The following is a 20,131-nucleotide window of genomic DNA, read 5'->3' as shown; positions in this document are numbered from 1 at the left end:
ACTTTGAAGATCGCCATCATTACTGAAACATTCCTCCCATCAACAGATGGAGTGGTAACCAGATTGAAGGAATCCATCAAATACCTGCAAAGTCAAGAACATCAAGTGGTCGTGATAGCTCCAGACCTTGGTGTGAAGGAGTATGAAGGTGCGATTGTAGAAGGGGTTAAAGCAACAAAATTACCTTTTTATCGTTCGAAAGAGTTCTCTTTACCTCAGCGTAAGGTAAAAGACTTACTGCAAAAACATAATCCAGATCTTGTCCATGTAGTAAACCCGGCAATCGTTGGTGTGTCAGGTGTATATTACGCAAATAAGCTCAATTATCCACTGATTGCTTCTTATCACACGCATGTGCCTAAATATCTGGATTTTTATCGACTGTATCCCTTCAAGCCTCTGGTGTGGTGGTATTTCCGTAAACTTCATAATTATGCTCACGTTAACTTATGCACCTCTCAAGCAATCAAGACTGAGCTGGACGATAAGAATTTCCATAATGTAAACGTGTGGGACCGCGGGGTTGCAGTAGATCATTACCATCCTAAGCATAAGACAAAAGAAATGCGTGAGCGTCTTTCTGGCGGAAAACCTGAAAATAAACTACTCGTATTTGTCGGCCGTTTAGCACCTGAAAAAGAAATTCAAAAAATCAGACCATTACTTGACCAAAGAGATGACCTTTCATTAGCTATTGTTGGGGATGGACCTGTTAAGGACGAACTTGAGTACACTTTTGAGGGCACCAATACCGTCTTTACTGGTCTTTTACATGGTGAAGAACTAAGAGAAGCATTTTCTTCATCAGACGCTCTGATTTTTCCTTCTGTAACGGAAACTTTAGGACTCGTCATCTTAGAATCCATGGCTTCAGGTCTGCCGGTTATTGCTGCAAAAAGCGGTCCTACGATGGAACAGGTGGAAGACGGTAAAACAGGTATACTGTTTGAAAATGAGAATACCGATAGTATGATCGATGCGATTAACCGTTTGGAAGACGAAGTACTTTATAAGTACTTATGTAAAAACGCAAGAGCCGAAGCAGAAAAACACAGTTGGCAAAAACCTTCTGAACAGATACTGGATTATTACCATGAAACTTTACGGGTATTTGGAGAAAACGAAGAGTACTCGACTAAAAAATCAAAGGTTAAAGTCACAGAGTAAATACTCTGTGACTTTTCATTTGAGCGGGCATTTTCCATTTAATTGGAGAGGTAGTACTACAAAATACTTAGTAGCAACTCCGAAATAAATCCCCAAACCAAGTTACATCAAACGTTCTTTATAACGAATTAATTAAAAAAAAGATGTGAATTTTATCATTTTCACTTAAAACTTAGTAGCAACTCCAACTATAATTTTAAAAAACAAAGTACATACTTAAACAAAGAAATATCGACAAACAGCAGTTCTAGAAGGGCGAAACATAAAAGCATATGGTGTTTATATGTGGGATCCAGATGACCTTAAAGAGTAAAGTCTAATAAAATGGTTTGGCTAAACCGGTTCATAAATTCCAGTTGATTCATAAACAGATCCATTAATAGGGAAGAAATAGACGAAATGGTTTGACTTAAAACTTAGTAGCAACTCCGAAGCTAAAATAAAAAAACAATCTATAATACAATAAACATTTTACAACAAAGAAATCTGGAGCAAAGAATTTAACAATTAAAAATTAATTCAGCGATAAAAGGTTCCAGAGAATATATATTATTGGATAGATACATAAAACGCAAACTCAGTATATAAATAGACAAACTACTGAAATGCTTGGCTGGAATGAATATAAAGTAGCGAACAATTAATAATTATTTAGATAACAATCGTACAGAGAGAATCTAAAGCCTGAAGATGATAAAACCGTGAAATATAAGTTTGTAATTTAGATATTATTTTGATTTGAACTTACTGATAACAAGCAGTGCAGTATGGATACCAGATAATTAATCTTAATCTAACGATGTTAAGATCTACGGTGAAATTTTCCTTTTGTCTCACTATCATAAGTAAACTTGAATTATGAGACAAAAATATACTTATTTCTTTTACTTCCTATAATATATATTATGTAAACTATAAAAATAAATTAATCAATAAGTGTAGAATTTCATTTAAGACCTACTCCGCCCACTAAAATATTAAGTAATTCTTCACGTTTAGCAATTCTTGTTAAAATCCTCATTATAAATCCTGGATCAACCAAGTCTTCTTTCTTATAATTTAACTTCAAGATTTCATGTTAAGAAAGCAAGTCATGCTAAGATCTGATATAATCACGTTCCTTTTATATTAGGTTGTTTCCATATTTCTTCTGAACTACTTTTCCTTAATTGTTTATGGATCTTGAATACTCTTCGAGTTTGTTCACTACATTCATCAATTACACTTCAAGCGAACATTTGTGCCCATCCCGTGATTTTAGCATTTTATTATATTTTAAAGCTAAATTCGCTACTGTATCTTGAGCAGTTAACCTCCTCATGGGAAAGCTTAAATATAAATTAGGATTTTAGCAGCTCCTGTACTGTTATTTTTATTATTAGCGCCATCTTTATTTTTCCTTTCAAAATATGGCATCCAGAAGTTTACATAAAGTACAGAATCCTTCCCTTTTGCTTCTAAAAATATTTCTCCTATATATTATGGCTGGTTTCTCTCGTTCGGCAGGCTTCTCATTAAAACTTTTTAAAACAGCTGGGCTAATTTGTTAAATAAATGAAGCAAAAAAAGTCACCCTTATTTAAAGGATGACTTTTTTTGGGTTAAAACAGAACATTTGTTCTACCCCCGTGAATTTAGCATTTCACCTGCATTTCATCTAAGAATATACAACAAACTAACCCACATTTACCATTTCTATATAATAAATAATTCATTATCCATTTCAAAAAATCTGAATTATAAGCTTTTTTTAAAAAAATATCCTATATTCGAAAAATAATCGGTGATATATTTCCTATTTCTAGCTGTTTTCGGTTTAAAATAGTTTTTATTTAAGAAATTGGGGTAAGCTTTGCCTTGTGCCTTATTATAATCGAGTCTTTTATAGATGTTAAAATATGGAGGTTTTGAAATTGTTTACTTTAAGTGATTTACCGATGTTCTTTATAAATTTCTTTTTTATATTACCTATCGTCACTCTCGTACATGAAGCAGGACACGTGTGGGTGGCCCGTTTGTTCGGAGGGAAGATTCATTTCTGTATAGGTACTGGAAAGACCATTTTCAACATTGGAAAACTAGAAGTCAAAAAGAAATATTTCATGGAAGGCTGGTGTCAGTATGAAGATCTAACCTATAACAAAACGTGGGCGCACGTGTCTATATATTTAGCAGGAAGTATTTTTAACATGATCGTAATTCTCACGATTAATTACCTTATCTTTGCAGATGTATTGCCCCCGGCTTTGTTTTTCTATCAATACTCTTATTTCTCAGTTTACTTTATTTTCTTTTCATTATTCCCTTACCGTGATGACGACGGGAAACCAAGTGATGGATTGGCTGTGTATGACGTTATCCGGTACGGGAAAGCAGAAGATCCGATTGATTAATATGAATTCTGTTGATCGGCTGAACTCTTATGTATATATTTTAAGTATTCAAAAACGTGAATTCCATCTGAATCTGCTTGAGGATAATTCAGTTGGGAAGTAACTTCTCTTGATAAAGTTATAAATAATTCACACATTAGGAATAAAGCCTTCCAATTGTTCGGGTACTCCCCATCTGCGTATGTTTTTTTATAATTATTCCAGATGTGATCTTCTAAAAAATATTCGAAATATTTTCCGGTACTGCCGACATTTACATGGAAGTTATTTTTTGCACCAATGTACCAGCTGATCATGCGTTTAAGCATCTCTCTTACGGGACCTTCCATCATTTCTTTGGCATACGGAAGCTGTAGCCGGGCCAGTCCTTTTGCTACATACGTGCTTACCCACCAAAATTCATTGGTACAGCTTTCAATATCATAAAGAGATGGTTTTTTAACTAGATAATCACTATCATCAGGTTCTCGTAAAGCTGGCAGTTTGTTGTCTTTATCCAGTAAAACAACGCTTAAACTATCTTGATTCTCAGGAAGGTGATTTCTTTGATATAACGTAAGATCGATGCGGTTTCCATCCATAAACTGCATTAAGTAGGTGAATTTTTGCTTCGGTTCTTCATCAATGGAATCCAATTGCATCTCATCAGGCATTTGCATGATGAGTCTTTTACCAAAAACGTCTATCCAGGAATGATCTGCAATAAAGGCGTTCAGCTCAGTAACCACATAGAGGATATCATAGTCTTGAAATAAATCAGGTGTTACATTCGGATTGACTCTTGAGCCATTCATGATTACCCCTCTAATATGAGGTTCTGTTTGAGCAACTGAAAGAATCAGTTCCATCATCTCTTCTTCTGATCTCATCCTGGGACCCTCCCAATATAAAATACCTTCCTTCCTAATCAAATCAAACTATTTATGTGATATCATGAATGTAAATATATCTATGACTAGAAAGGAAAAGTTATGAAAAAACGCCTATATTCAATTCTCTTAGCCGTTTTTGCAGGTGTAGCAGCCTATGCAGTAAAGCCAAGAAAAGCTCAAGCACCATCGAATGACAATACGGTATCTCTTACGTATCCAGGTACAAATGTAATCATAACCCCAGGCGATTTATTATTTACTCCCATCGGAAAAAGTGAATCGAAATATGCGGGCCACGTAGGAATAGTAAATTCCCGCAGAGAGGTTATTCACTCTATCCCTTCAGGGTTAATGAAAGACCCGGTAAACCGTTATTTTAATAAATTTCGATCGATTATGGTTTTTTCTGCTAAAGATCCCCAAATTGGCATGAAGGCCTGCGGATATCTTGACCATCTTCATACCACTTATCCAAAAGCTGCTTATAAAGTGTTCACACCGCTTGGCTATAGTGATCATGAACAATATTGTACAAAAATTGTATGGCAGTCTTATTATTATGGAGCAGGTATAAACTTGGGACGGCTGTCAGAACACTCCTTAGCCATTCATCCAATTTTATTAAAAGATAAAAGGCATTTGAACTGTGTAGCAAAAAACTTATAAAACCAAGATACCGTAAATCTTACAAATAATTCAGGAACTCATTTTCAGGAAGAATTTCTATGGAATGTCCCTGACTTAATAGTGTTTCTGTACGCTCTAGCTTACTGTTTTTCTTTCCATTTAAATATTGATCGTAGGTTTTGCTTCCTACAATTAAATAATTAGTAGTGCTCTCTACTGTCGAATAGGTATATCCTCCAAGGTTAGCAACTGTTTGAACAGCCTTCTCTCGATTCATAGCAGTTAACCTTCCAGTAAACGCAAAGGAAGCACCGTAAAAAGGATGACTGCGGTCAATTTCTCTGCTTGCTGCCACATAATTTATACTTTCAGGTCTTTTAGCTTTCTGTTTCTTATTCAATCGCGCAGGTTCATACTGCTGGTCATACATCATGCCGTTAGTGGTTTGTGTCTTCTCGACCAGGTCTTTTGTATTTTCAGCCTTTAACTCTTCACAAGCCTTAAGTAAGATATAAGCAGCGGCCTGTGCATCCTCAAGTGCGTGGTGATGATTAAAACGAAAACCAATATGGTTTGAAACAGACTTAAGATTATAACGTGGCAGCTCCCATGTTTTCTTTGAAATGTTTAAGGTGCAGTTATAAGCAAGCAGTGGATATGGTAGACGATATTCATCCAGAACTGCACGAAGCACTCCCATATCGAACTGAGCATTATGCGCCACTAGAAACTTCCCTTCAACCATTGGCTGGATTTCATTTTTCCATAAAATATCGAACTCATAAGCATCGGCTACATCATCTTTTGTTATGCCGTGAATGCTTATATTTTTCGGAGAAAAATAATTCTTTCGAGGTTTAACCAAACGATAATATTCATGTTTTACTTCATAGTTTTCATACTCTACTAAACCGATCGAACAGACACTTCCTCGAGAGGAGTTGGCTGTCTCAAAATCAAGCGCTACAAAATTCATTGAGAATCTCCTTTATAAATAACTTATCTATTATCATAAAACCAACCGGGCTATGAGTCTATCATATTGCCTCCAAGCCTCTAATAAAGCTTCGTCCTATGCCCGAAGGCTCCCCATCTTTTCAAATTAGTGACTTTTCCTTCAATAAAAGTAACCAGTTAGACAATGGCCAATAACCCTCTATTAATCTAACTCAGTCATTAGATTTAAAAAAACCTCCTTTTCAAAGGAGGTTTTTATCATTATTTCTTTTTATATACTGTAATTCTTTCTTCAATTGGAGTTCTTTGTTTAGTTTTCGGCACTTGATCAAAGTAACCTAGATGGAGAAATCCGACTATTTTCTCGCCAGGTTGCACACCTAGCATTTCACGAACCTTAGGCTCATGAATTTGAGGGTTCGTTTTCCAAACGACTCCTAATTCTCTTTCCCAAGCTAACAACTGAAAATTTTGTATAAGGGAACTGATCGCTCCAAAATTTTCTTCCCATTGTTTCTGACGAGGGTCTTCATCCATTACAGCAATTAAAAAAGCTGCCGGCTGGCTAAAATAATTTCTTCTATTTTCCTGTCTGTCCCGTGGAAAAGTCTGCACGATATCTTCCACAAAATGATCTTTTTCTTCTGTCGGAATAAATATAAAACGCCAGGGTTCTCTTAATCCGTGCGTTGGTGCCCACCGAGCATCATCTAAGAGCTCTTTAATTAATGATTCAGGAACTTCTTTAGCTAAATAACCACTTTTGACGGAGCGGCGCTCACGAATAATTCTGGCTAATTCACTTTTATTTTGACCCATGGTTTCACCTACAGTTCAATTATTTTCTATTCTACTACAAATGATAATCATTCTCACTATTAATGTCAACCAATTATCCAATGTACTTAGACATATTAATGTCTGTAACATCGTACATTGACTGTTGATAAAGATGTATAGCACGTTTGTTATGAGCAAAAACGTGGAGGGAAAGTTTTTTAGCGCCCTGTTGTTTTACATGCTTTTCTAAGGATTCTAAAGCTCTTCGCCCAAAGCCTTGTCCTCTGTATGATTCAAAGATTAAAAAGTTATAAATGAAAGCCTCTTTTTGAGGGTGACTTTCATCAAAGTGGTACCAGAAATAACCTACTACCTCATTCGTATCGGGGTTGCTTAAAGATAATAAAAAGTGATGAGTCGTCTGAAGACCATCGGGTAAAAGCTGTTGAAAAGCTTCTTTTGATTTTTGCAAAGATTCTTCTTTTGTCCAGGTTCCAGCTTTAACCTTTTCATCTGCATAGTTTTGAACTTCCATTTTCATTAGTTCATCGAAATCTTTTTGCAACATTACGTTTAAGTTAAGCATAAATTTCTTCCTCTCATATTCCCTTAGTATTCATAAGTACCAGGCGCCATCCATCCGGGTCTTCAATAGTTGTGCCTCTTTCTTCCCAATAAGGATTCTCTGGTTCTACCGGAAAGAATCCTTGATTAGCTAAGCGGTTTATTATGGTTTGGATTTTATCTTTTTCTTCTATGTATAGCACCAATAAATTGTCTTTGGTAGGAGCGGGACAGGGGCTTCCCTCTGCATGAGTAGTGAACTCTAAGTGATACTGGCTATCTGGCAGCCCAAAAATTACTCCATCGTACCCGGCATGGTTGGAAAATTGAGTTAGTTTTGGTAAACCTATTCCTTCTTCATAAAAAGTCACAATTTCAGTTAGTTGATCTGTTGGTCTCGCAATTCTAATTTGTGAAGCCGAAAACCCTTTGAACTTCATATAAAAAAACCTCCTCCTCTGTTAGTATAATATAATTATGATAAATGTAGGAAAAAACCTGATTAAATGGAAAGACCACTTTGGCAGTAAAAGTGGTCTCTCCTTACGAACATTATTTTTCTAATAGTGCATTGGCTATTTCCTTAGAAAATCTTTCGACTGATAGTGGTCCTGCAAAAGTTCCCATATCTCCCGGAAGCTTATAAGTTTGATCCTTTTCCACAAAATTAAGATTTGTCCATGCCGGGTTGTCCGCCAGGTTATCAAATATTGGATCGTCATCTTGGACTAAATAGAAGAAATGAGAGTCTTGATAATTCTGTAAAGCTTCAACATTTGTTGAGATAAAGCCATAAATCTCTGGTCCATCGGTTTTAACCGCATTACTTGCATTCATTTTATCTAGAACTCCAGCGATGACCGAATTATTAGTAAATAATCTCATTGTAGGCGTGTTTTGAGATGTAAAAGCCTGAGCAACCACAGCATTCAGGTTTCCAAACCCAGCCTCTTGAATACGTTCTCCCTGTTCTTTAAAGGTTTCTTCCATCTGTTTAATGTATTTTTGAGCTTTTTCCTCTTCATTGAATACTTTGGCTATAGTATTAAACTCATTTAATAAATGCTGATACTGATCCTCTGCACCCTCTTCGGAATATGGAGCGAATAAGGCGGTAGGAGCAATACTTTCCAATTGATCTTTAAAACTTTCATGGCGATATTTAGCTCCAATAATTAAATCGGGATCCAATCGGGAAATCGCTTCAAAATTGGGCTCTGATCTTGTGCCGACGTCTGTTACCGAGTCACCTAGAGGCTCCCCAACATTCACCCATTTATTATAGCCTTCCAGATCAGCTACTCCGACAGGTTCAACACCTAATGGCAATAAGTGCTCCACATATGTCCATTCTAACACGACTACTTTTTTAGGAACGCCATCTATAGTCATCTCACCTACTCCATCTTCAAATGTGATAGAGCCTGTATTAGTTTCCTCATTTGATTCAGACTCCGATGAAGAAGCGGCTTCTCCCTCAACTCCATTGGATTGATCGGAATTATCACTGCATGCTGCAAGAATCCCCAAAAATAAGACTAGTCCTAAAATGCTAAGCTTTTTCATAAAATCTGCTCTCCCTTTCTTGTTGATTAATTCAGTAATTATATGTACTACTGACTATTGATAAAGATTATCATTATCAATAGTCAGTATAGAGAAAAATAACTAGAAAGTCAATGATAATCATTATCATTTTAGCATGAAAAAAGAAGCAGGAATTTCCTGCTTCTTAAAACTTACTGTTCGAATTCATTCAAATATTTTTCGTAGCCACGTTCCGCCATTTCTTCTTTTGGAATGAATTCCAGCGCAGCTGAATTCATGCAATATCTTAATCCTGTTGGCTGAGGACCGTCTTTAAATACATGGCCAAGATGAGAATCTGCTTCCTTACTTCTCACTTCGGTTCGGGAACCAAAAATACCTGGATCTTTTTTAGTTACAATATTCTCTTCCGCAAGCGGTTGAGTAAAACTTGGCCATCCAGTTCCAGATTTGTATTTATCCACGGAACTGAACAAAGGCTCTTTGGAAATGATATCTACATAGATACCCTCGTCGGTGTTATCCCAATATTTATTTTCAAAAGCTCGTTCCGTACCATCTTTTTGCGTAACCTTATATTGAACTGACGTTAACATGTCTTTTAATTCCTTTTTAGAATAAGTGACAGTCTCTCCGTTGTAATTAGTCACGGTTAGATCACCTTCCTCTTCGTTCTGATGTTTCTCTTGTCCGGATAAGTGTCCACTTGCTACAGACACTGTAATGAATGACCCAATTAATACAAACAACATCCCATATAAAACTTTTTTCTTCATGGGCAGATTCTCCTTTTATAGTCTCAGAGAAATGACTATATCTTAATCATAACATGTGCATACTCTGCAGCTAACTATTGTGCTTGCATATAGATTATGAAAACCATCTTTTTTGGTAATCCTATGGATAATAAAAGAATGGAGTGATTTTTTTGAAATTATTAAGTACAAGTTTTATCTTGCTGCTTTTGTTGTTAGCAGGATGTAACAATGCGAACAATCAATCCAGTGAACCATCTCAAAATGAGCCAGCACCAGAAAGTATTTCTTATCAGCAGATTAATGAGTCACGGCCGTTTAACTTTAATAGGTTTGAGCTGGAAGTTGATTATGTAGATCGATTGTCTTATCACATTGACTACGTTAATTTGGAAAACAGAACAGAAGCACGTATTGACGATTTTGATCGGCAGAAAGTTACAGGTGAAGAAGCATTTAACCAGCTTTCCCCCCATTTTAGAGAAATGAGTTTTGATGAGAACACACCAAAAGACGATGTAATTAGCGAAGTGCTAACAGTTCTTGGACTCGAAGCTCCTTATAAGGAATTCAAATTAGAAGTAACCTACCAGGATGGTACCGAAGTAACATATGAGGATTAACGTATTAAAACCGCCAACTGTTATTACAGATGGCGGTTTTAATAGTATGGATGGTTTATTTTTTTATTTTGTGTTCGGAGTTGCTACTAAGTATTAATCAGAACTATGGAGTAATTTAGTGGCTCCATTTTTCTGCTCCACTTGATTTTCCTTCATTAATTTGCCCACGGCTCTTTTAAATGCTGACTTACTAATTTGAAAAGTATCACGTATCTTCTCAGGATCGCTGCTATCATCTAAATAGACGATCCCATCGTTTTCCTTCAAATAATCCAGAATGACATCAGCATCTTCTTTTCTACTTTCTTTCTTAAGTGGACGTAAAGATAAGTTAATTGATCCATCATCTTTTACATCAATTACCCTTGCGACTACAGTTTCTCCTAATCTTGGTTCCTCTCTTCGTTCATTGGGGTGAATAAACCCTCTATACCCTTCTTCTGTTAATACCGATGAGCCAGCTTTTGTTGAGCGGTACACTCTTCCTTGAGTCTCGGTATTTAAAATAGAAGCGGGTGCCGGCTCTAAATCATCCCAAACTTCCTGCTCTGTAATAGGTTCAGCCAAAAGCCGCCCTTTTTTATCTAATTCTAAGCTGACAAATAAAAAGTCGCCTTTCACCGGCCAGACTGATTTTAGCAATGGAAGGTCATCTGTTGAAACTAAAATCTCTTTATCCTCTAATCCTATATTCACGAATACACCCATGTTCGTCACCACTTCTTCTACTTCGGCCCATCCATAGGAGTGGCGGGTTACTTCAGGAATAGTCATGCTTGCAACAGCCTGTCCTTTTTTATTTGTGTATAGAAATACCTTTATAGACTGATCTAAATCAATCTCCTCATGTACTGCTTCATCTGGCAACAATATTTCTGTGTCGTTGTATTTTAAAATAAATCCATTAGTTATTTTCTTTGATACTTTACAACTCTGTATCGTTCCAATCAGGGAATGATCCATGGATATTGTTCGCTCCTTTGTAACGTAATGTAACCCATTATAGCCTAGATGAAAAATTTTTAAAACAAAGATCTTGAGAACTTAAGTTTATTCAGTCTAGTCGATTAGAAATCCATAGAAAAAGTGTGGCAAACGCCACACTTTCCACTATTAATACAACCATGCAGCTCCTACGATAATAAGGAGAATAAACAACACAACGATTAGCGCGAAGCCTCCACCATATCCTCTACTCACATTAATTCCCCCTTTCACTACTTATATATGCAGGAGCTTGAAAGGTGGTATGGGTGAATGGAGGAGTTTTTCTCAGTTAGGGTTTGCCCTGTTTGCAAATTCATTAGCAATCAATTGGTAAGAGTGTTTCTTTTTTTCAAAATCAAAAATGTTGGTGATCATTAAAAATTCGTTAATACGATACTCATCAGCAAGACTTTCTAATTGATCTACTACTTGTACAGGATTACCAATGATACATCTTCTTCGATTCTTCCGTATTTTATCCTGTTCGGTTTCTGTCAAAGTTTCATGACTAACTTCGTCCTGAGGAGGAATTCTAGTCTCCAGACCTTTTTCAACTTGTAAGAGCCACATATCCTGACTTTTAGCCATCTCTTCTGCTTCTTCTTCTGTATTTGCACATACAACAAACACACAAGCATTTACCTCGGGTTGACGGCGAGCTAAGGAAGGCTTGAATTTTTCACGATAGGTCTGCAATGTGTTGGCGGCATGATCAGGATTAATAAAATGACCAAAAGTAAAACCTGTTCCATGCATAGCCGCATGTTTTGCTCCACGTTCCGTTAAACCTAATACCCAGATTTCCGGCTGGTATAGACTATCTGGACGTGCCGAAACACCAAAATAGGGATCTCCCTTTTCCATAGACTGAAATAAAAACTTTTGAAGTTCTTTTACCTGCCGCGAAAAGGAACTCAACGGCTTTTCAATACCATCTGTAAGAGCTAATCTGGTTTTCTTGCCCCCGCCCGGTGAACGGCCCAAACCTAAATCAATTCTTCCGGGATGAAAATTTTCAAGCATTCTAAAATTCTCTGCTACTTTCAAGGGGCTATACTGAGGGAGTAAGACGCCTCCAGATCCCACACGAATAGTGTTAGTAGCTTGAGCGATTTGACCGATTAGAATCTCAGGAGAAGAACTCGCCAGACCATTCGTGCTATGGTGCTCAGCAACCCAATAGCGATAGTAGCCCAAATCCTCTGTAAACTTTGCAAGTTCAATCGAATGGTGAAGGGCTTCATTTGCAGTTTCCCCTTTAGAAATAGGACTCTGATCTAAAACACTGAGCTTCATGATGATCTTCCTTTCAAATAAACCGGCAGTTACGTAAAATTTTACTTATATACATCTTTCATGATTTGCTGTAAGATTTGTAACTGTTCCTCAAATAAGATTTTGTACCTCTTCTTTAATACATCAAATTCTTCTTTTCCTTTATCAGTCAGGTAATACCAGTACACTTTTTGTCTTTTCTTATCATGAGATTTATAATCTTCCCGTCTGTATAGGAGCCCTTCTTCTGTCATCTCGTGAAGAGTATCCAGTAATGTAGAAGGTGCAGGTATCCAGTTCTTTGTCAATTGTTTAAATTCTGTCTTGAAATGTTCGCTAATCATTGGTTGATGGATTTGAAGTAAATGCATAATATAAAACTTTGTAAATTGAGCGGCGCTCATGTTTAAGGCGAATCGCTTAGGATTATTTTTATGAGACATCCTTATCCACTCCTTAGGTATAAACTTCTTCCTCCATTTTACAATAAAGACTGGACGGTTTGTCTACTTTTACGCACATTCGTTCGGTTATTTTTGTTTTTTATTTATTAGTTCGGAGTTGCTACTAAGTTTTAAGAGAGAATAAATTAAATCCGCAGAACCCGTTTAATCTAAATTGAATGAAATTCCGATTTTTCCAAAGTTTTTAGTTTCTCTTAAGTATTCAAAAGCGTTTTTGTACTCTTCTAATGAAAACACACGATCGAGCTGAGGTTTTATGTTGTGTTTTTCAATAAATTGAATCATCTCTTTTAGCTCTTCTGCGCTGCCCATCGTAGAGCCAAGCAAGTTGTACTGTCCGTAGAAAAACTTTCGAATATCTAATTGAATTTGATCTTCTGTCGTAGCCCCAAAGGTTACGATGGTTCCTCCTTTTCGTATTATATTTAGTGATTTATCGAATGTAGCCTTGCCGATACTTTCAATTAATAAATCGATAGACTCATTATGAAGTGCTTCATTCCAGTCGTCTTCTGTATGAATGGCTCGATCTGCACCTAATGATAGCGCCTGTTGAAGTTTATCTTCAGAACGAGAAGTAACTATAACCCGCGCCCCCATAGCTTTTGCGTATTTTAAAGCAAATGTCAGTACACCGCTACCAATTCCAGGGAGCATAACGGTTTGATCTTTCTGCAAATTACCTCGAGTGAATAAAGCTCGATAAGCTGTTAAAGCAGCAAGAGATAATACTCCAGCTTCTTCAAAGCTTAAATGTGAAGGTTTAGCCTCGAAGTGATTCTCATCACTGGTATAGAACTGCGCAAATGTTCCGTGATCTGGGAGGCCTACGATTTCAAATCCTTCCGGAGGTGCGGAACTGTTTCTCTTCCAGCCCAATCCTGGGTTAACTACAACTTCATCACCGATTTGAAATCTGCTTACTTTTTCCCCGACTTCTATAACTGTACCTGCGGCATCGGAGCCTGGAATTAACGCAGGGTCTTCCGGCTGGTGTCGTTTAGTAATGACAGCCAAATCACGCCTGTTCAACCCGGCTGTATGTACCTTTACTTTCACTTCCTTTTCCCCAAGCATAGGCTCTTCCATTTCTTTTACTGTTAACCCTTCGACTCCAACTTTTTGTTCATGTACAATTGCTTTCATTTTCAGCACTCCTTCCAATGGATGATTCTTAACAAGTCTATCAATTAAGTACGGAACTATCCACCACTTACCATTGTTGAGGCTACTTTAAGAGGGTTTTTATGCTCGTTACTTTCAAAGAAGAGCATCTCGCTCTCCGTGGATAGCCTTTCTTTTCCTTTAGGCTCTTTTAAAGTTTATTGTTAATTTTCCATAAAAGGCTTATTACACAATAGGGCCGTTCACTTTAAGACTCAGTTTCGAGATATTTTGTAGAGAAAGGGGCTCCAGGGAACGACTCGCTTTCCGCGGGCATGTGGCGAGCTTCCTCAGGCTTTGCCTTCCGGGATCTCACCGATCATGTTCATCCCGCAGGAGTCTTCGCCGTTCCCTTCCGCCCCTTTGCGATCATTGAGAGCTCGAAGTTCTCTGCATACAGACCTTCCAATGAACAAGGATCATCTATAATCTACCTTGATTTTTACTGTTTGTTCACGTGTAGGAACCCTGTACTAGAAGCATTTGAGGCAGATACAGCTTGGCTCCTGTCATCTATAGCAGGGTCCGTTCACTAGATATCGTTGGGGTGGCGGAGGAAACGACGAGACTCCCGCGGGAGAAGGATCTAGGCGAGACCCCACAGGGAGTGAAACGACCGCGGAGGCTTCTGGTAAAAGGAGGATCGACTAAAGTCGCCACGTCCTGTGGCAACGTCGATCGACCCTACGTCTTGTAGGGCCGCAGGAAAGCGAGTTGTTTCCGTAGCCGCCCCATCCTTTTTTGGCATTGGACCCGAGTTATCTCGAAACTGAGTCTTCAAGTAATGGGAGCTTTACCTTAAAATCAACACGGAAGTTTAACAGAACCTTCTTTTAAAAAAGTGAAAGAAACAATTCCAATCTATAATGTCGTGAGGTCGAATACTGTAATTTCTATCCAAGAGCTGGTTTACATTTTTTCTTATGTATTGACTTTAAGATGAGCAGCATGTACAGCCATTAAAAACCTCTCTTTTATAAGAAAGATTTTGTTAAGACCTGATGAATCTTTTAAATAATTGACGACGTGCCCCAAAGGTAGCCCGTTGTGAACACCGCTGTTATTCCTGTATGCTTTCTCCTTTTACCTTACCTGTAAGCTAAATGACGCTACATAAATATATAAAAGCCCATCTCTGTAATAAACAGAAATGGGCTTATTTATAGAATAATAGCAATTTCAAAGGGGGAGAATGCTGGTATTATTCACTTAGGACTTTAACTTGCACAGACTGTCTGCCGAAATCAAGAGCATCTTCGCGCTCTGGAATAAAGACATCAATACGGTTACCATTGATAGCTCCGCCTGTATCTGCTGCAATAGCTTCGCCGTAGCCTTCTACATATACTTTAGATCCTAGTGGAATGACATCAGGATCCACAGCAATAACTTTTTGGTCAGGATTTGCACGAAGGTCCACACCTGTAGCAGTAACACCACTGCAACCAGTACAGAACGCGGTGTAAGCTGTAGCTTCTGCTGTAAATTCTTTCACTACATCACTGCTTGAATCACTAGATTCTTCTGATTTAGATTCAGAAGCTGATTCATTACTTGATGAATCATCGTTGTTGGATGAACTGGCTGAAACTTCAGGTTCAGAAGAAGCTTGTCCATTCACTTTAAACTTATCACCAGGGTGGATTAGAGTGGAATCAAGATTGTTCCAATCCATCAGATCATCTACGCTAATTCCATATTTGTTAGAGATTTTATATAAGGTATCACCGGACTTAACTGTATAAGTGGTGTCATTACTGCTTTTTTCAGAAGAAGAACTCGACTCTTTTGATACCGTAAGCTGCTGGTTAGGGTAAATTAAATTTGAATTCAAGTCGTTCCAAGATTTCAGTTGATTTACGGATACATCATATTTTTTTGAAATGCCCCAAAGCGTGTCACCTTTATCAATCGTATATTCTTCAGCACTCACAGAAGTTGCGAATGCACCTGTTAATGCTACCGTAGCTGCTACTGAGAAAATTTTCTTTTTCATGTAGTTAATGCCTCCTCTAATTAATTCCAAAAAATCACGAAGTGTTTATTTCACTAACTACAAGACTATCAGAATTTCTTTATATTTTAAGAACAAACACCTAACAGTTTGATTTCAAAGGTAACATCCATATTTCATAGAGATTACAAACCTCTGCATTAAAATTGTATACCAGTGAAATTATGACAAATACACCTTTTCCTAATGAGTGGCAAGAGAACTTTTCTATTTGTCCACAAATTTATGGTATAGTTCTAAAACCTCTCTTATCAAAAAAAGCCTGCCCTCATGGGCAGGCTTCTTACTATTCAGCTAATGCTGCTACTTGCTTTTGGACCTCTGGATCATTTAAATACTCATCATAACTCATTTCTTTATCCACGATACCATTTGAAGTAATTTCAATAATTCGATTCGCAATCGTCTGGATAAACTCATGGTCATGGGAAGCAAAGATGACCGATCCCTTAAAGCGAATCAACCCTTTGTTCAGAGATGTAATGGATTCCAGGTCTAAGTGGTTGGTAGGTTCATCTAATAGTAACACATTGGCTTTAGAGAGCATCATCTTAGAGAGCATGCAGCGAACCTTCTCTCCACCGGAAAGCACATTAGCTTTCTTCAAAGCTTCTTCTCCGGAGAACAGCATACGTCCAAGGAAACTTCTTAAGAACGTTTCTGTTTCGTCTTCAGGAGAATATTGACGAAGCCATTCCACCAGGTTCAAGTCAGATCTTTCAAAGAACTTCGAGTTATCTTTAGGGAAGTAACTCTGCGAAGTAGTGACTCCCCACTTATACGTTCCTTCGTCAGGCTCTATTTCACCCATAAGAATTTGAAAGAGAGTGGTCTTTGCAGTCTCATTAGCTCCGACTAATGCCACTTTATCGTCTTTATTAAGTGTAAAGCTGATATTATCCAACACTTTGACACCATCAATTGTTTTAGACAGATTCTCTACAGTTAATAGATCGTTGCCGATTTCACGTTCAGCTGTGAAAGCAATATAAGGATATTTACGTGAAGAAGGCTGAATATCATCGAGCGTGATTTTATCCAACAGTTTTTTACGTGATGTAGCTTGTTTAGACTTGGAAGCATTTGCGCTAAACCTGGCTATAAACTCTTTCAGATCTTTGATTTTCTCTTCTTTTTTCTTATTTTGTTCCTCAGCCATTTTTGTAGCAAGCTGACTTGATTCATACCAGAAGTCGTAGTTTCCAACATAAACTTGAATCTTGCCATAGTCGAGATCCGCAATATGCGTACATACATTATTCAAAAAGTGACGGTCGTGAGAAACTACAATGACCGTGTTTTCGAAATCAATTAAGAAGTCTTCTAACCATTGAATTGCTTTAATATCGAGGTGGTTGGTAGGCTCATCCAATAATAGAACATCTGGATTGCCAAACAGAGCTTGAGCAAGCAGGACTTTTACTTTTTCAGATCCTGCAAGTTCACTCATCTGTTTCTCCTGCAGGTCGTCTTTAATACCAAGACCTGTTAAAAGACGAGCGGCATCTGATTCCGCTTCCCAGCCATTCATCTCCGCAAATTCACCTTCAAGTTCAGCTGCACGCATGCCATCCTCTTCAGTGAAATCACCTTTCATATAAATGGCATCTTTTTCTTTCATCACTTCGTACAAACGAGTATTACCCATAATTACTGTTTCCAGAACTTGATACTCATCGTACTCAAAATGGTTTTGCTTTAAAACAGACAGACGCTGGTTATTCTTTAGAGAAACTTCACCAGTTTGTGGTTCTAGCTCTCCACTTAGAATTTTTAGAAAAGTCGACTTTCCTGCACCATTAGCACCAATTAGTCCATAACAATTACCTGGGGTAAACTTTATATTGACGTCTTCAAATAACTTTTGATCGCCGAAACGAAGACTAACATTATTTACATTTAACATTAAAAATCCTCCAGTATTCGAATGTATAACATTAAGACATTATATCATTCATCCGAAAGATATAACAGGTCTCACTTATGATTTAAAATAATCTTGTTCAATCAGCCATTCTTTAAATAGCTCAAAATCATTCTCCACAGTTTCTTTATAATGTCTGGACCACAAACTTAATTGATGGCGAAACAATTTCTGATTAGAGCCTATCGCTTTAAGGATGGCCTTTTCGCTATGATAATCCATAATCCCATTCTCGATATCTGCATCTGCGCGTGCGTGGATCTTCGCACTAATTTGAGCCATTGTTTTGATCGTCTGTGAAAATTTCTTATAGTCATCCAGGTTCTTTTCTCTTAAGTCCTTTGAGAAAGGTGACCTTTCACGCACATAGAAATCATGTCCATCCATTCGGAAGTACCCTAAATATGGGTCTGCCTGATGGTGCATGGCGTGCTGGGTGTGTGCGACTCTTCTTCCCTGATGTTTGTTATCTTCCCAAAATTGTTCATCATAAGGAAAGAAATAAGCTGGAATCGGAGAACGTGCCTCTTTGGCTTCTAGAATGATATCATCGTGGTGTACTTCATCCTCTTGTCCTTCTATCAGGATGTAATATCGCTTAAGACCTGTCGATCCAATACCTGAACCGTTTTTCTTTACAACATCTTTAATATTGTAGAATGAATCATACTTTTTCGTTTCTGGATTTAAAGATGACAGATACTCTTTCCACGCGGATTCAAGTTTGTTCCTTTCCTGTTTCGAGACGGATGAAAGTTTATCTTTTCCAATATCAAATGAGCGGATGGAGTTATGATCGACTACGGTTTGTTTATCAAGCTCATGAGAAGCATGTCTTTCTTCAATTTTTTTCAGAGTTTTTTTAATTGGACCTTTCGTATTATCGGAAGTAAATTGAAGATATTGCGGGTCTTCGTCTCCTTCTTGAAAGGCTTTCAGCTGCTTACGATACGTTTTTAAATATTGATCAACAAGTTCATCTTCATCTTTATCTGAAAATCCTTGCTTTTCAGACATAAGGCGGATGCTGACAACCATTCTGAGAATATCGTATAAATAAGACCCTAAATAACCTTCGTCAAAATCATCAACATCGAAAACAATGTCATGGTTTTCATTTAGGAAGGCACTAAAGTTGTCAAAGTGCATGTCTCCCATAATCCACGTGGGTTTATCTTTTGGAGTGTGAAAAGTAAAGGGGAATTCAGTAACATCAAAGAAGAATAAATATGCACTGCCTCTAAAAAAGCTGTAGGAATCTTCTCTCATTTTCTGATATTTCTTCTTGCGGCTGGACTGGGATAACTTCATAATACTTCCGTCGAATTGCTCAAGTATCGTGCCGAGTGTGTTTTTTCTGAGTTTTTTCTTGGTTGATAATATATGTTCCATCTTCGGATCCATATAGCACCCCTCCCATAATTAATTGTTGTCTTTTCCCGCTTCACGCTTCATTATAAACAAAAAAACGGCCGCTCGAAAGGCGGCCGCTTCGCTATCTTAATTTTTATAATACAAACTATTGTTCTCCACTACTTGCAGGACTTTATTTTCCTGTTTCATCGGATTGCCGCATTTAGGGCAAAGATTTTCTTCATTTGTTCTGAAGTTATCCCTCATCCAACAGTTACAGTCGTCAGATGTGCAAACCCAAATTTTAGTTTCTTCTTCTTTAATTTCTGCCTGATTCTTTTTACCGAAAGCCATGTTTGAAGCCTCCTCTAGACATAAATTATGTAAAAGAGACTGACTCTGAAGCCAGTCTCTTTCTATTTTTTAAATTATAATTTAGTTACGTTTGCAGCTTGTGGTCCGCGGTTACCTTCTGTGATTTCAAATTCCACAGATTGACCTTCTTCTAGAGACTTAAAGCCTTCTTCGTTGATCGCGCTGAAGTGTACGAATACATCGTCTTCTCCTTCAACCTCAATAAAACCAAAACCTTTTTCCGCGTTAAACCACTTCACTGTACCTGTTTTCATAGGAATGGATCCTCCAATATTTCTAAAATTAATAT

21 protein-coding genes are annotated in these 20,131 nt (G+C 37.5%); 4 read left to right on the top strand and 17 right to left on the bottom strand.

Annotation, left to right across the window (positions count from 1 at the left end; genetic code table 11):
* Positions 1-3: 3 nt before the first annotated feature.
* Positions 4-1,167: a glycosyltransferase family 4 protein gene (locus tag ACTWP7_RS04800; RefSeq protein WP_443122227.1), complete on the top strand. Its 1,164-nt coding sequence runs from the start codon at positions 4-6 to the stop codon at positions 1,165-1,167.
* Between the two features lie 1,913 nt (positions 1,168-3,080).
* The gene (locus tag ACTWP7_RS04795) at positions 3,081-3,560 is read left to right on the top strand and encodes a site-2 protease family protein (RefSeq protein WP_041601330.1); all 480 of its coding nucleotides are present in this window, start codon (positions 3,081-3,083) and stop codon (positions 3,558-3,560) included.
* Here ACTWP7_RS04795 and ACTWP7_RS04790 read toward each other — a convergent pair.
* Positions 3,557-4,429, bottom strand: coding sequence for an aminoglycoside 6-adenylyltransferase (locus tag ACTWP7_RS04790; protein WP_443122226.1), 873 nt, complete (start codon positions 4,427-4,429; stop codon positions 3,557-3,559). The two genes, ACTWP7_RS04795 and ACTWP7_RS04790, sit on opposite strands and share 4 nt — an antisense overlap.
* A gap of 102 nt (positions 4,430-4,531) precedes the next feature.
* On the opposite strand from ACTWP7_RS04790, the gene ACTWP7_RS04785 reads away from it, so the two are divergent.
* Positions 4,532-5,098, top strand: a complete 567-nt coding sequence (locus ACTWP7_RS04785) for a hypothetical protein (protein WP_443122225.1) — start codon at positions 4,532-4,534, stop codon at positions 5,096-5,098.
* A gap of 19 nt (positions 5,099-5,117) precedes the next feature.
* Here ACTWP7_RS04785 and ACTWP7_RS04780 read toward each other — a convergent pair whose 3' ends face one another.
* The 6 genes from ACTWP7_RS04780 to msrB form a co-directional block, all read right to left on the bottom strand.
* Positions 5,118-6,035 (bottom strand): exonuclease domain-containing protein, encoded by a 918-nt coding sequence (locus ACTWP7_RS04780; RefSeq protein ID WP_443122224.1) that lies wholly within the window; start codon positions 6,033-6,035, stop codon positions 5,118-5,120.
* Between the two features lie 242 nt (positions 6,036-6,277).
* Positions 6,278-6,835 (bottom strand): nitroreductase family protein, encoded by a 558-nt coding sequence (locus tag ACTWP7_RS04775; protein ID WP_443122223.1) that lies wholly within the window; start codon positions 6,833-6,835, stop codon positions 6,278-6,280.
* A gap of 73 nt (positions 6,836-6,908) precedes the next feature.
* The gene (locus tag ACTWP7_RS04770; RefSeq protein ID WP_443122222.1) at positions 6,909-7,364 is read right to left on the bottom strand and encodes a GNAT family N-acetyltransferase; all 456 of its coding nucleotides are present in this window, start codon (positions 7,362-7,364) and stop codon (positions 6,909-6,911) included.
* 31 nt (positions 7,365-7,395) lie between these two features.
* Entirely contained in the window at positions 7,396-7,800 is a 405-nt protein-coding gene (locus ACTWP7_RS04765) for a VOC family protein (RefSeq protein WP_443122221.1), read from the bottom strand.
* 112 nt (positions 7,801-7,912) lie between these two features.
* On the bottom strand, positions 7,913-8,926 hold the full coding sequence (locus tag ACTWP7_RS04760) for an ABC transporter substrate-binding protein (RefSeq protein WP_443122220.1): 1,014 nt from the start codon (positions 8,924-8,926) through the stop codon (positions 7,913-7,915).
* Between the two features lie 173 nt (positions 8,927-9,099).
* Positions 9,100-9,684 (bottom strand): peptide-methionine (R)-S-oxide reductase MsrB, encoded by a 585-nt coding sequence (msrB, locus tag ACTWP7_RS04755; RefSeq protein WP_443122219.1) that lies wholly within the window; start codon positions 9,682-9,684, stop codon positions 9,100-9,102.
* Between the two features lie 152 nt (positions 9,685-9,836).
* Here msrB and ACTWP7_RS04750 point away from each other — a divergent pair, with 152 nt between their 5' ends.
* A complete protein-coding gene (locus ACTWP7_RS04750) occupies positions 9,837-10,286 on the top strand; it encodes a YusW family protein (protein WP_443122218.1) in 450 nt (149 codons plus the stop codon).
* A 93-nt stretch (positions 10,287-10,379) separates the two neighbouring features.
* Here ACTWP7_RS04750 and ACTWP7_RS04745 read toward each other — a convergent pair whose 3' ends face one another.
* The 10 genes from ACTWP7_RS04745 to ACTWP7_RS04700 all read right to left on the bottom strand — a co-directional run bounded on the left by ACTWP7_RS04745 (position 10,380) and on the right by ACTWP7_RS04700 (position 20,096).
* A complete protein-coding gene (locus tag ACTWP7_RS04745; RefSeq protein WP_443122217.1) occupies positions 10,380-11,249 on the bottom strand; it encodes a CvfB family protein in 870 nt (289 codons plus the stop codon).
* Positions 11,250-11,399: 150 nt separating this feature from the next.
* The gene (locus tag ACTWP7_RS04740) at positions 11,400-11,486 is read right to left on the bottom strand and encodes a YjcZ family sporulation protein (RefSeq protein ID WP_087946078.1); all 87 of its coding nucleotides are present in this window, start codon (positions 11,484-11,486) and stop codon (positions 11,400-11,402) included.
* 72 nt (positions 11,487-11,558) lie between these two features.
* Complete coding sequence (locus ACTWP7_RS04735) at positions 11,559-12,569, bottom strand: LLM class flavin-dependent oxidoreductase (RefSeq protein ID WP_443122216.1); 1,011 nt, start codon at positions 12,567-12,569, stop codon at positions 11,559-11,561.
* Positions 12,570-12,610: 41 nt separating this feature from the next.
* Complete coding sequence (locus ACTWP7_RS04730) at positions 12,611-12,991, bottom strand: helix-turn-helix transcriptional regulator (RefSeq protein WP_443122215.1); 381 nt, start codon at positions 12,989-12,991, stop codon at positions 12,611-12,613.
* Positions 12,992-13,156: 165 nt separating this feature from the next.
* The gene (locus ACTWP7_RS04725) at positions 13,157-14,158 is read right to left on the bottom strand and encodes a zinc-dependent alcohol dehydrogenase family protein (RefSeq protein ID WP_443122214.1); all 1,002 of its coding nucleotides are present in this window, start codon (positions 14,156-14,158) and stop codon (positions 13,157-13,159) included.
* Positions 14,159-15,377: 1,219 nt separating this feature from the next.
* Complete coding sequence (locus tag ACTWP7_RS04720) at positions 15,378-16,172, bottom strand: LysM peptidoglycan-binding domain-containing protein (RefSeq protein WP_443122213.1); 795 nt, start codon at positions 16,170-16,172, stop codon at positions 15,378-15,380.
* A gap of 304 nt (positions 16,173-16,476) precedes the next feature.
* Positions 16,477-18,096 carry an ABC-F family ATP-binding cassette domain-containing protein gene (locus ACTWP7_RS04715; protein ID WP_443122212.1) on the bottom strand — a complete coding sequence of 540 codons (1,620 nt, stop codon included), beginning with the start codon at positions 18,094-18,096 and terminating at the stop codon, positions 16,477-16,479.
* 75 nt (positions 18,097-18,171) lie between these two features.
* Positions 18,172-19,518: a DUF2252 domain-containing protein gene (locus ACTWP7_RS04710; protein WP_443122211.1), complete on the bottom strand. Its 1,347-nt coding sequence runs from the start codon at positions 19,516-19,518 to the stop codon at positions 18,172-18,174.
* Positions 19,519-19,614: 96 nt separating this feature from the next.
* Positions 19,615-19,821, bottom strand: a complete 207-nt coding sequence (locus tag ACTWP7_RS04705; RefSeq protein WP_014643428.1) for a cold-shock protein — start codon at positions 19,819-19,821, stop codon at positions 19,615-19,617.
* A 74-nt stretch (positions 19,822-19,895) separates the two neighbouring features.
* Positions 19,896-20,096, bottom strand: coding sequence for a cold-shock protein (locus tag ACTWP7_RS04700; RefSeq protein ID WP_014643429.1), 201 nt, complete (start codon positions 20,094-20,096; stop codon positions 19,896-19,898).
* Positions 20,097-20,131: the final 35 nt, after the last annotated feature.

It is taken from the genome of Halobacillus sp. B29 (assembly GCF_052246755.1).
GTDB lineage: Bacteria > Bacillota > Bacilli > Bacillales > Halobacillaceae > Halobacillus > Halobacillus halophilus.
This window is presented reverse-complemented; position numbering and strand designations above follow the sequence as displayed.

Bases quoted from the DNA above. Each gene is read 5' to 3' on its own strand.
- ACTWP7_RS04790 (WP_443122226.1), bottom strand. From the start codon at position 4,429: ATGAGATCAGAAGAAGAGATGATGGAACTGATTCTTTCAGTTGCTCAA.
- ACTWP7_RS04785 (WP_443122225.1), top strand. From the start codon at position 4,532: ATGAAAAAACGCCTATATTCAATTCTCTTAGCCGTTTTTGCAGGTGTA.
- ACTWP7_RS04780 (WP_443122224.1), bottom strand. From the start codon at position 6,035: ATGAATTTTGTAGCGCTTGATTTTGAGACAGCCAACTCCTCTCGAGGA.
- ACTWP7_RS04775 (WP_443122223.1), bottom strand. From the start codon at position 6,835: ATGGGTCAAAATAAAAGTGAATTAGCCAGAATTATTCGTGAGCGCCGC.
- ACTWP7_RS04770 (WP_443122222.1), bottom strand. From the start codon at position 7,364: ATGTTGCAAAAAGATTTCGATGAACTAATGAAAATGGAAGTTCAAAAC.
- ACTWP7_RS04765 (WP_443122221.1), bottom strand. From the start codon at position 7,800: ATGAAGTTCAAAGGGTTTTCGGCTTCACAAATTAGAATTGCGAGACCA.
- ACTWP7_RS04760 (WP_443122220.1), bottom strand. From the start codon at position 8,926: ATGAAAAAGCTTAGCATTTTAGGACTAGTCTTATTTTTGGGGATTCTT.
- msrB (WP_443122219.1), bottom strand. From the start codon at position 9,684: ATGAAGAAAAAAGTTTTATATGGGATGTTGTTTGTATTAATTGGGTCA.
- ACTWP7_RS04745 (WP_443122217.1), bottom strand. From the start codon at position 11,249: ATGGATCATTCCCTGATTGGAACGATACAGAGTTGTAAAGTATCAAAG.
- ACTWP7_RS04735 (WP_443122216.1), bottom strand. From the start codon at position 12,569: ATGAAGCTCAGTGTTTTAGATCAGAGTCCTATTTCTAAAGGGGAAACT.
- ACTWP7_RS04730 (WP_443122215.1), bottom strand. From the start codon at position 12,991: ATGTCTCATAAAAATAATCCTAAGCGATTCGCCTTAAACATGAGCGCC.
- ACTWP7_RS04725 (WP_443122214.1), bottom strand. From the start codon at position 14,158: ATGAAAGCAATTGTACATGAACAAAAAGTTGGAGTCGAAGGGTTAACA.
- ACTWP7_RS04720 (WP_443122213.1), bottom strand. From the start codon at position 16,172: ATGAAAAAGAAAATTTTCTCAGTAGCAGCTACGGTAGCATTAACAGGT.
- ACTWP7_RS04715 (WP_443122212.1), bottom strand. From the start codon at position 18,096: ATGTTAAATGTAAATAATGTTAGTCTTCGTTTCGGCGATCAAAAGTTA.
- ACTWP7_RS04710 (WP_443122211.1), bottom strand. From the start codon at position 19,518: ATGGATCCGAAGATGGAACATATATTATCAACCAAGAAAAAACTCAGA.
- ACTWP7_RS04705 (WP_014643428.1), bottom strand. From the start codon at position 19,821: ATGGCTTTCGGTAAAAAGAATCAGGCAGAAATTAAAGAAGAAGAAACT.
- ACTWP7_RS04700 (WP_014643429.1), bottom strand. From the start codon at position 20,096: ATGAAAACAGGTACAGTGAAGTGGTTTAACGCGGAAAAAGGTTTTGGT.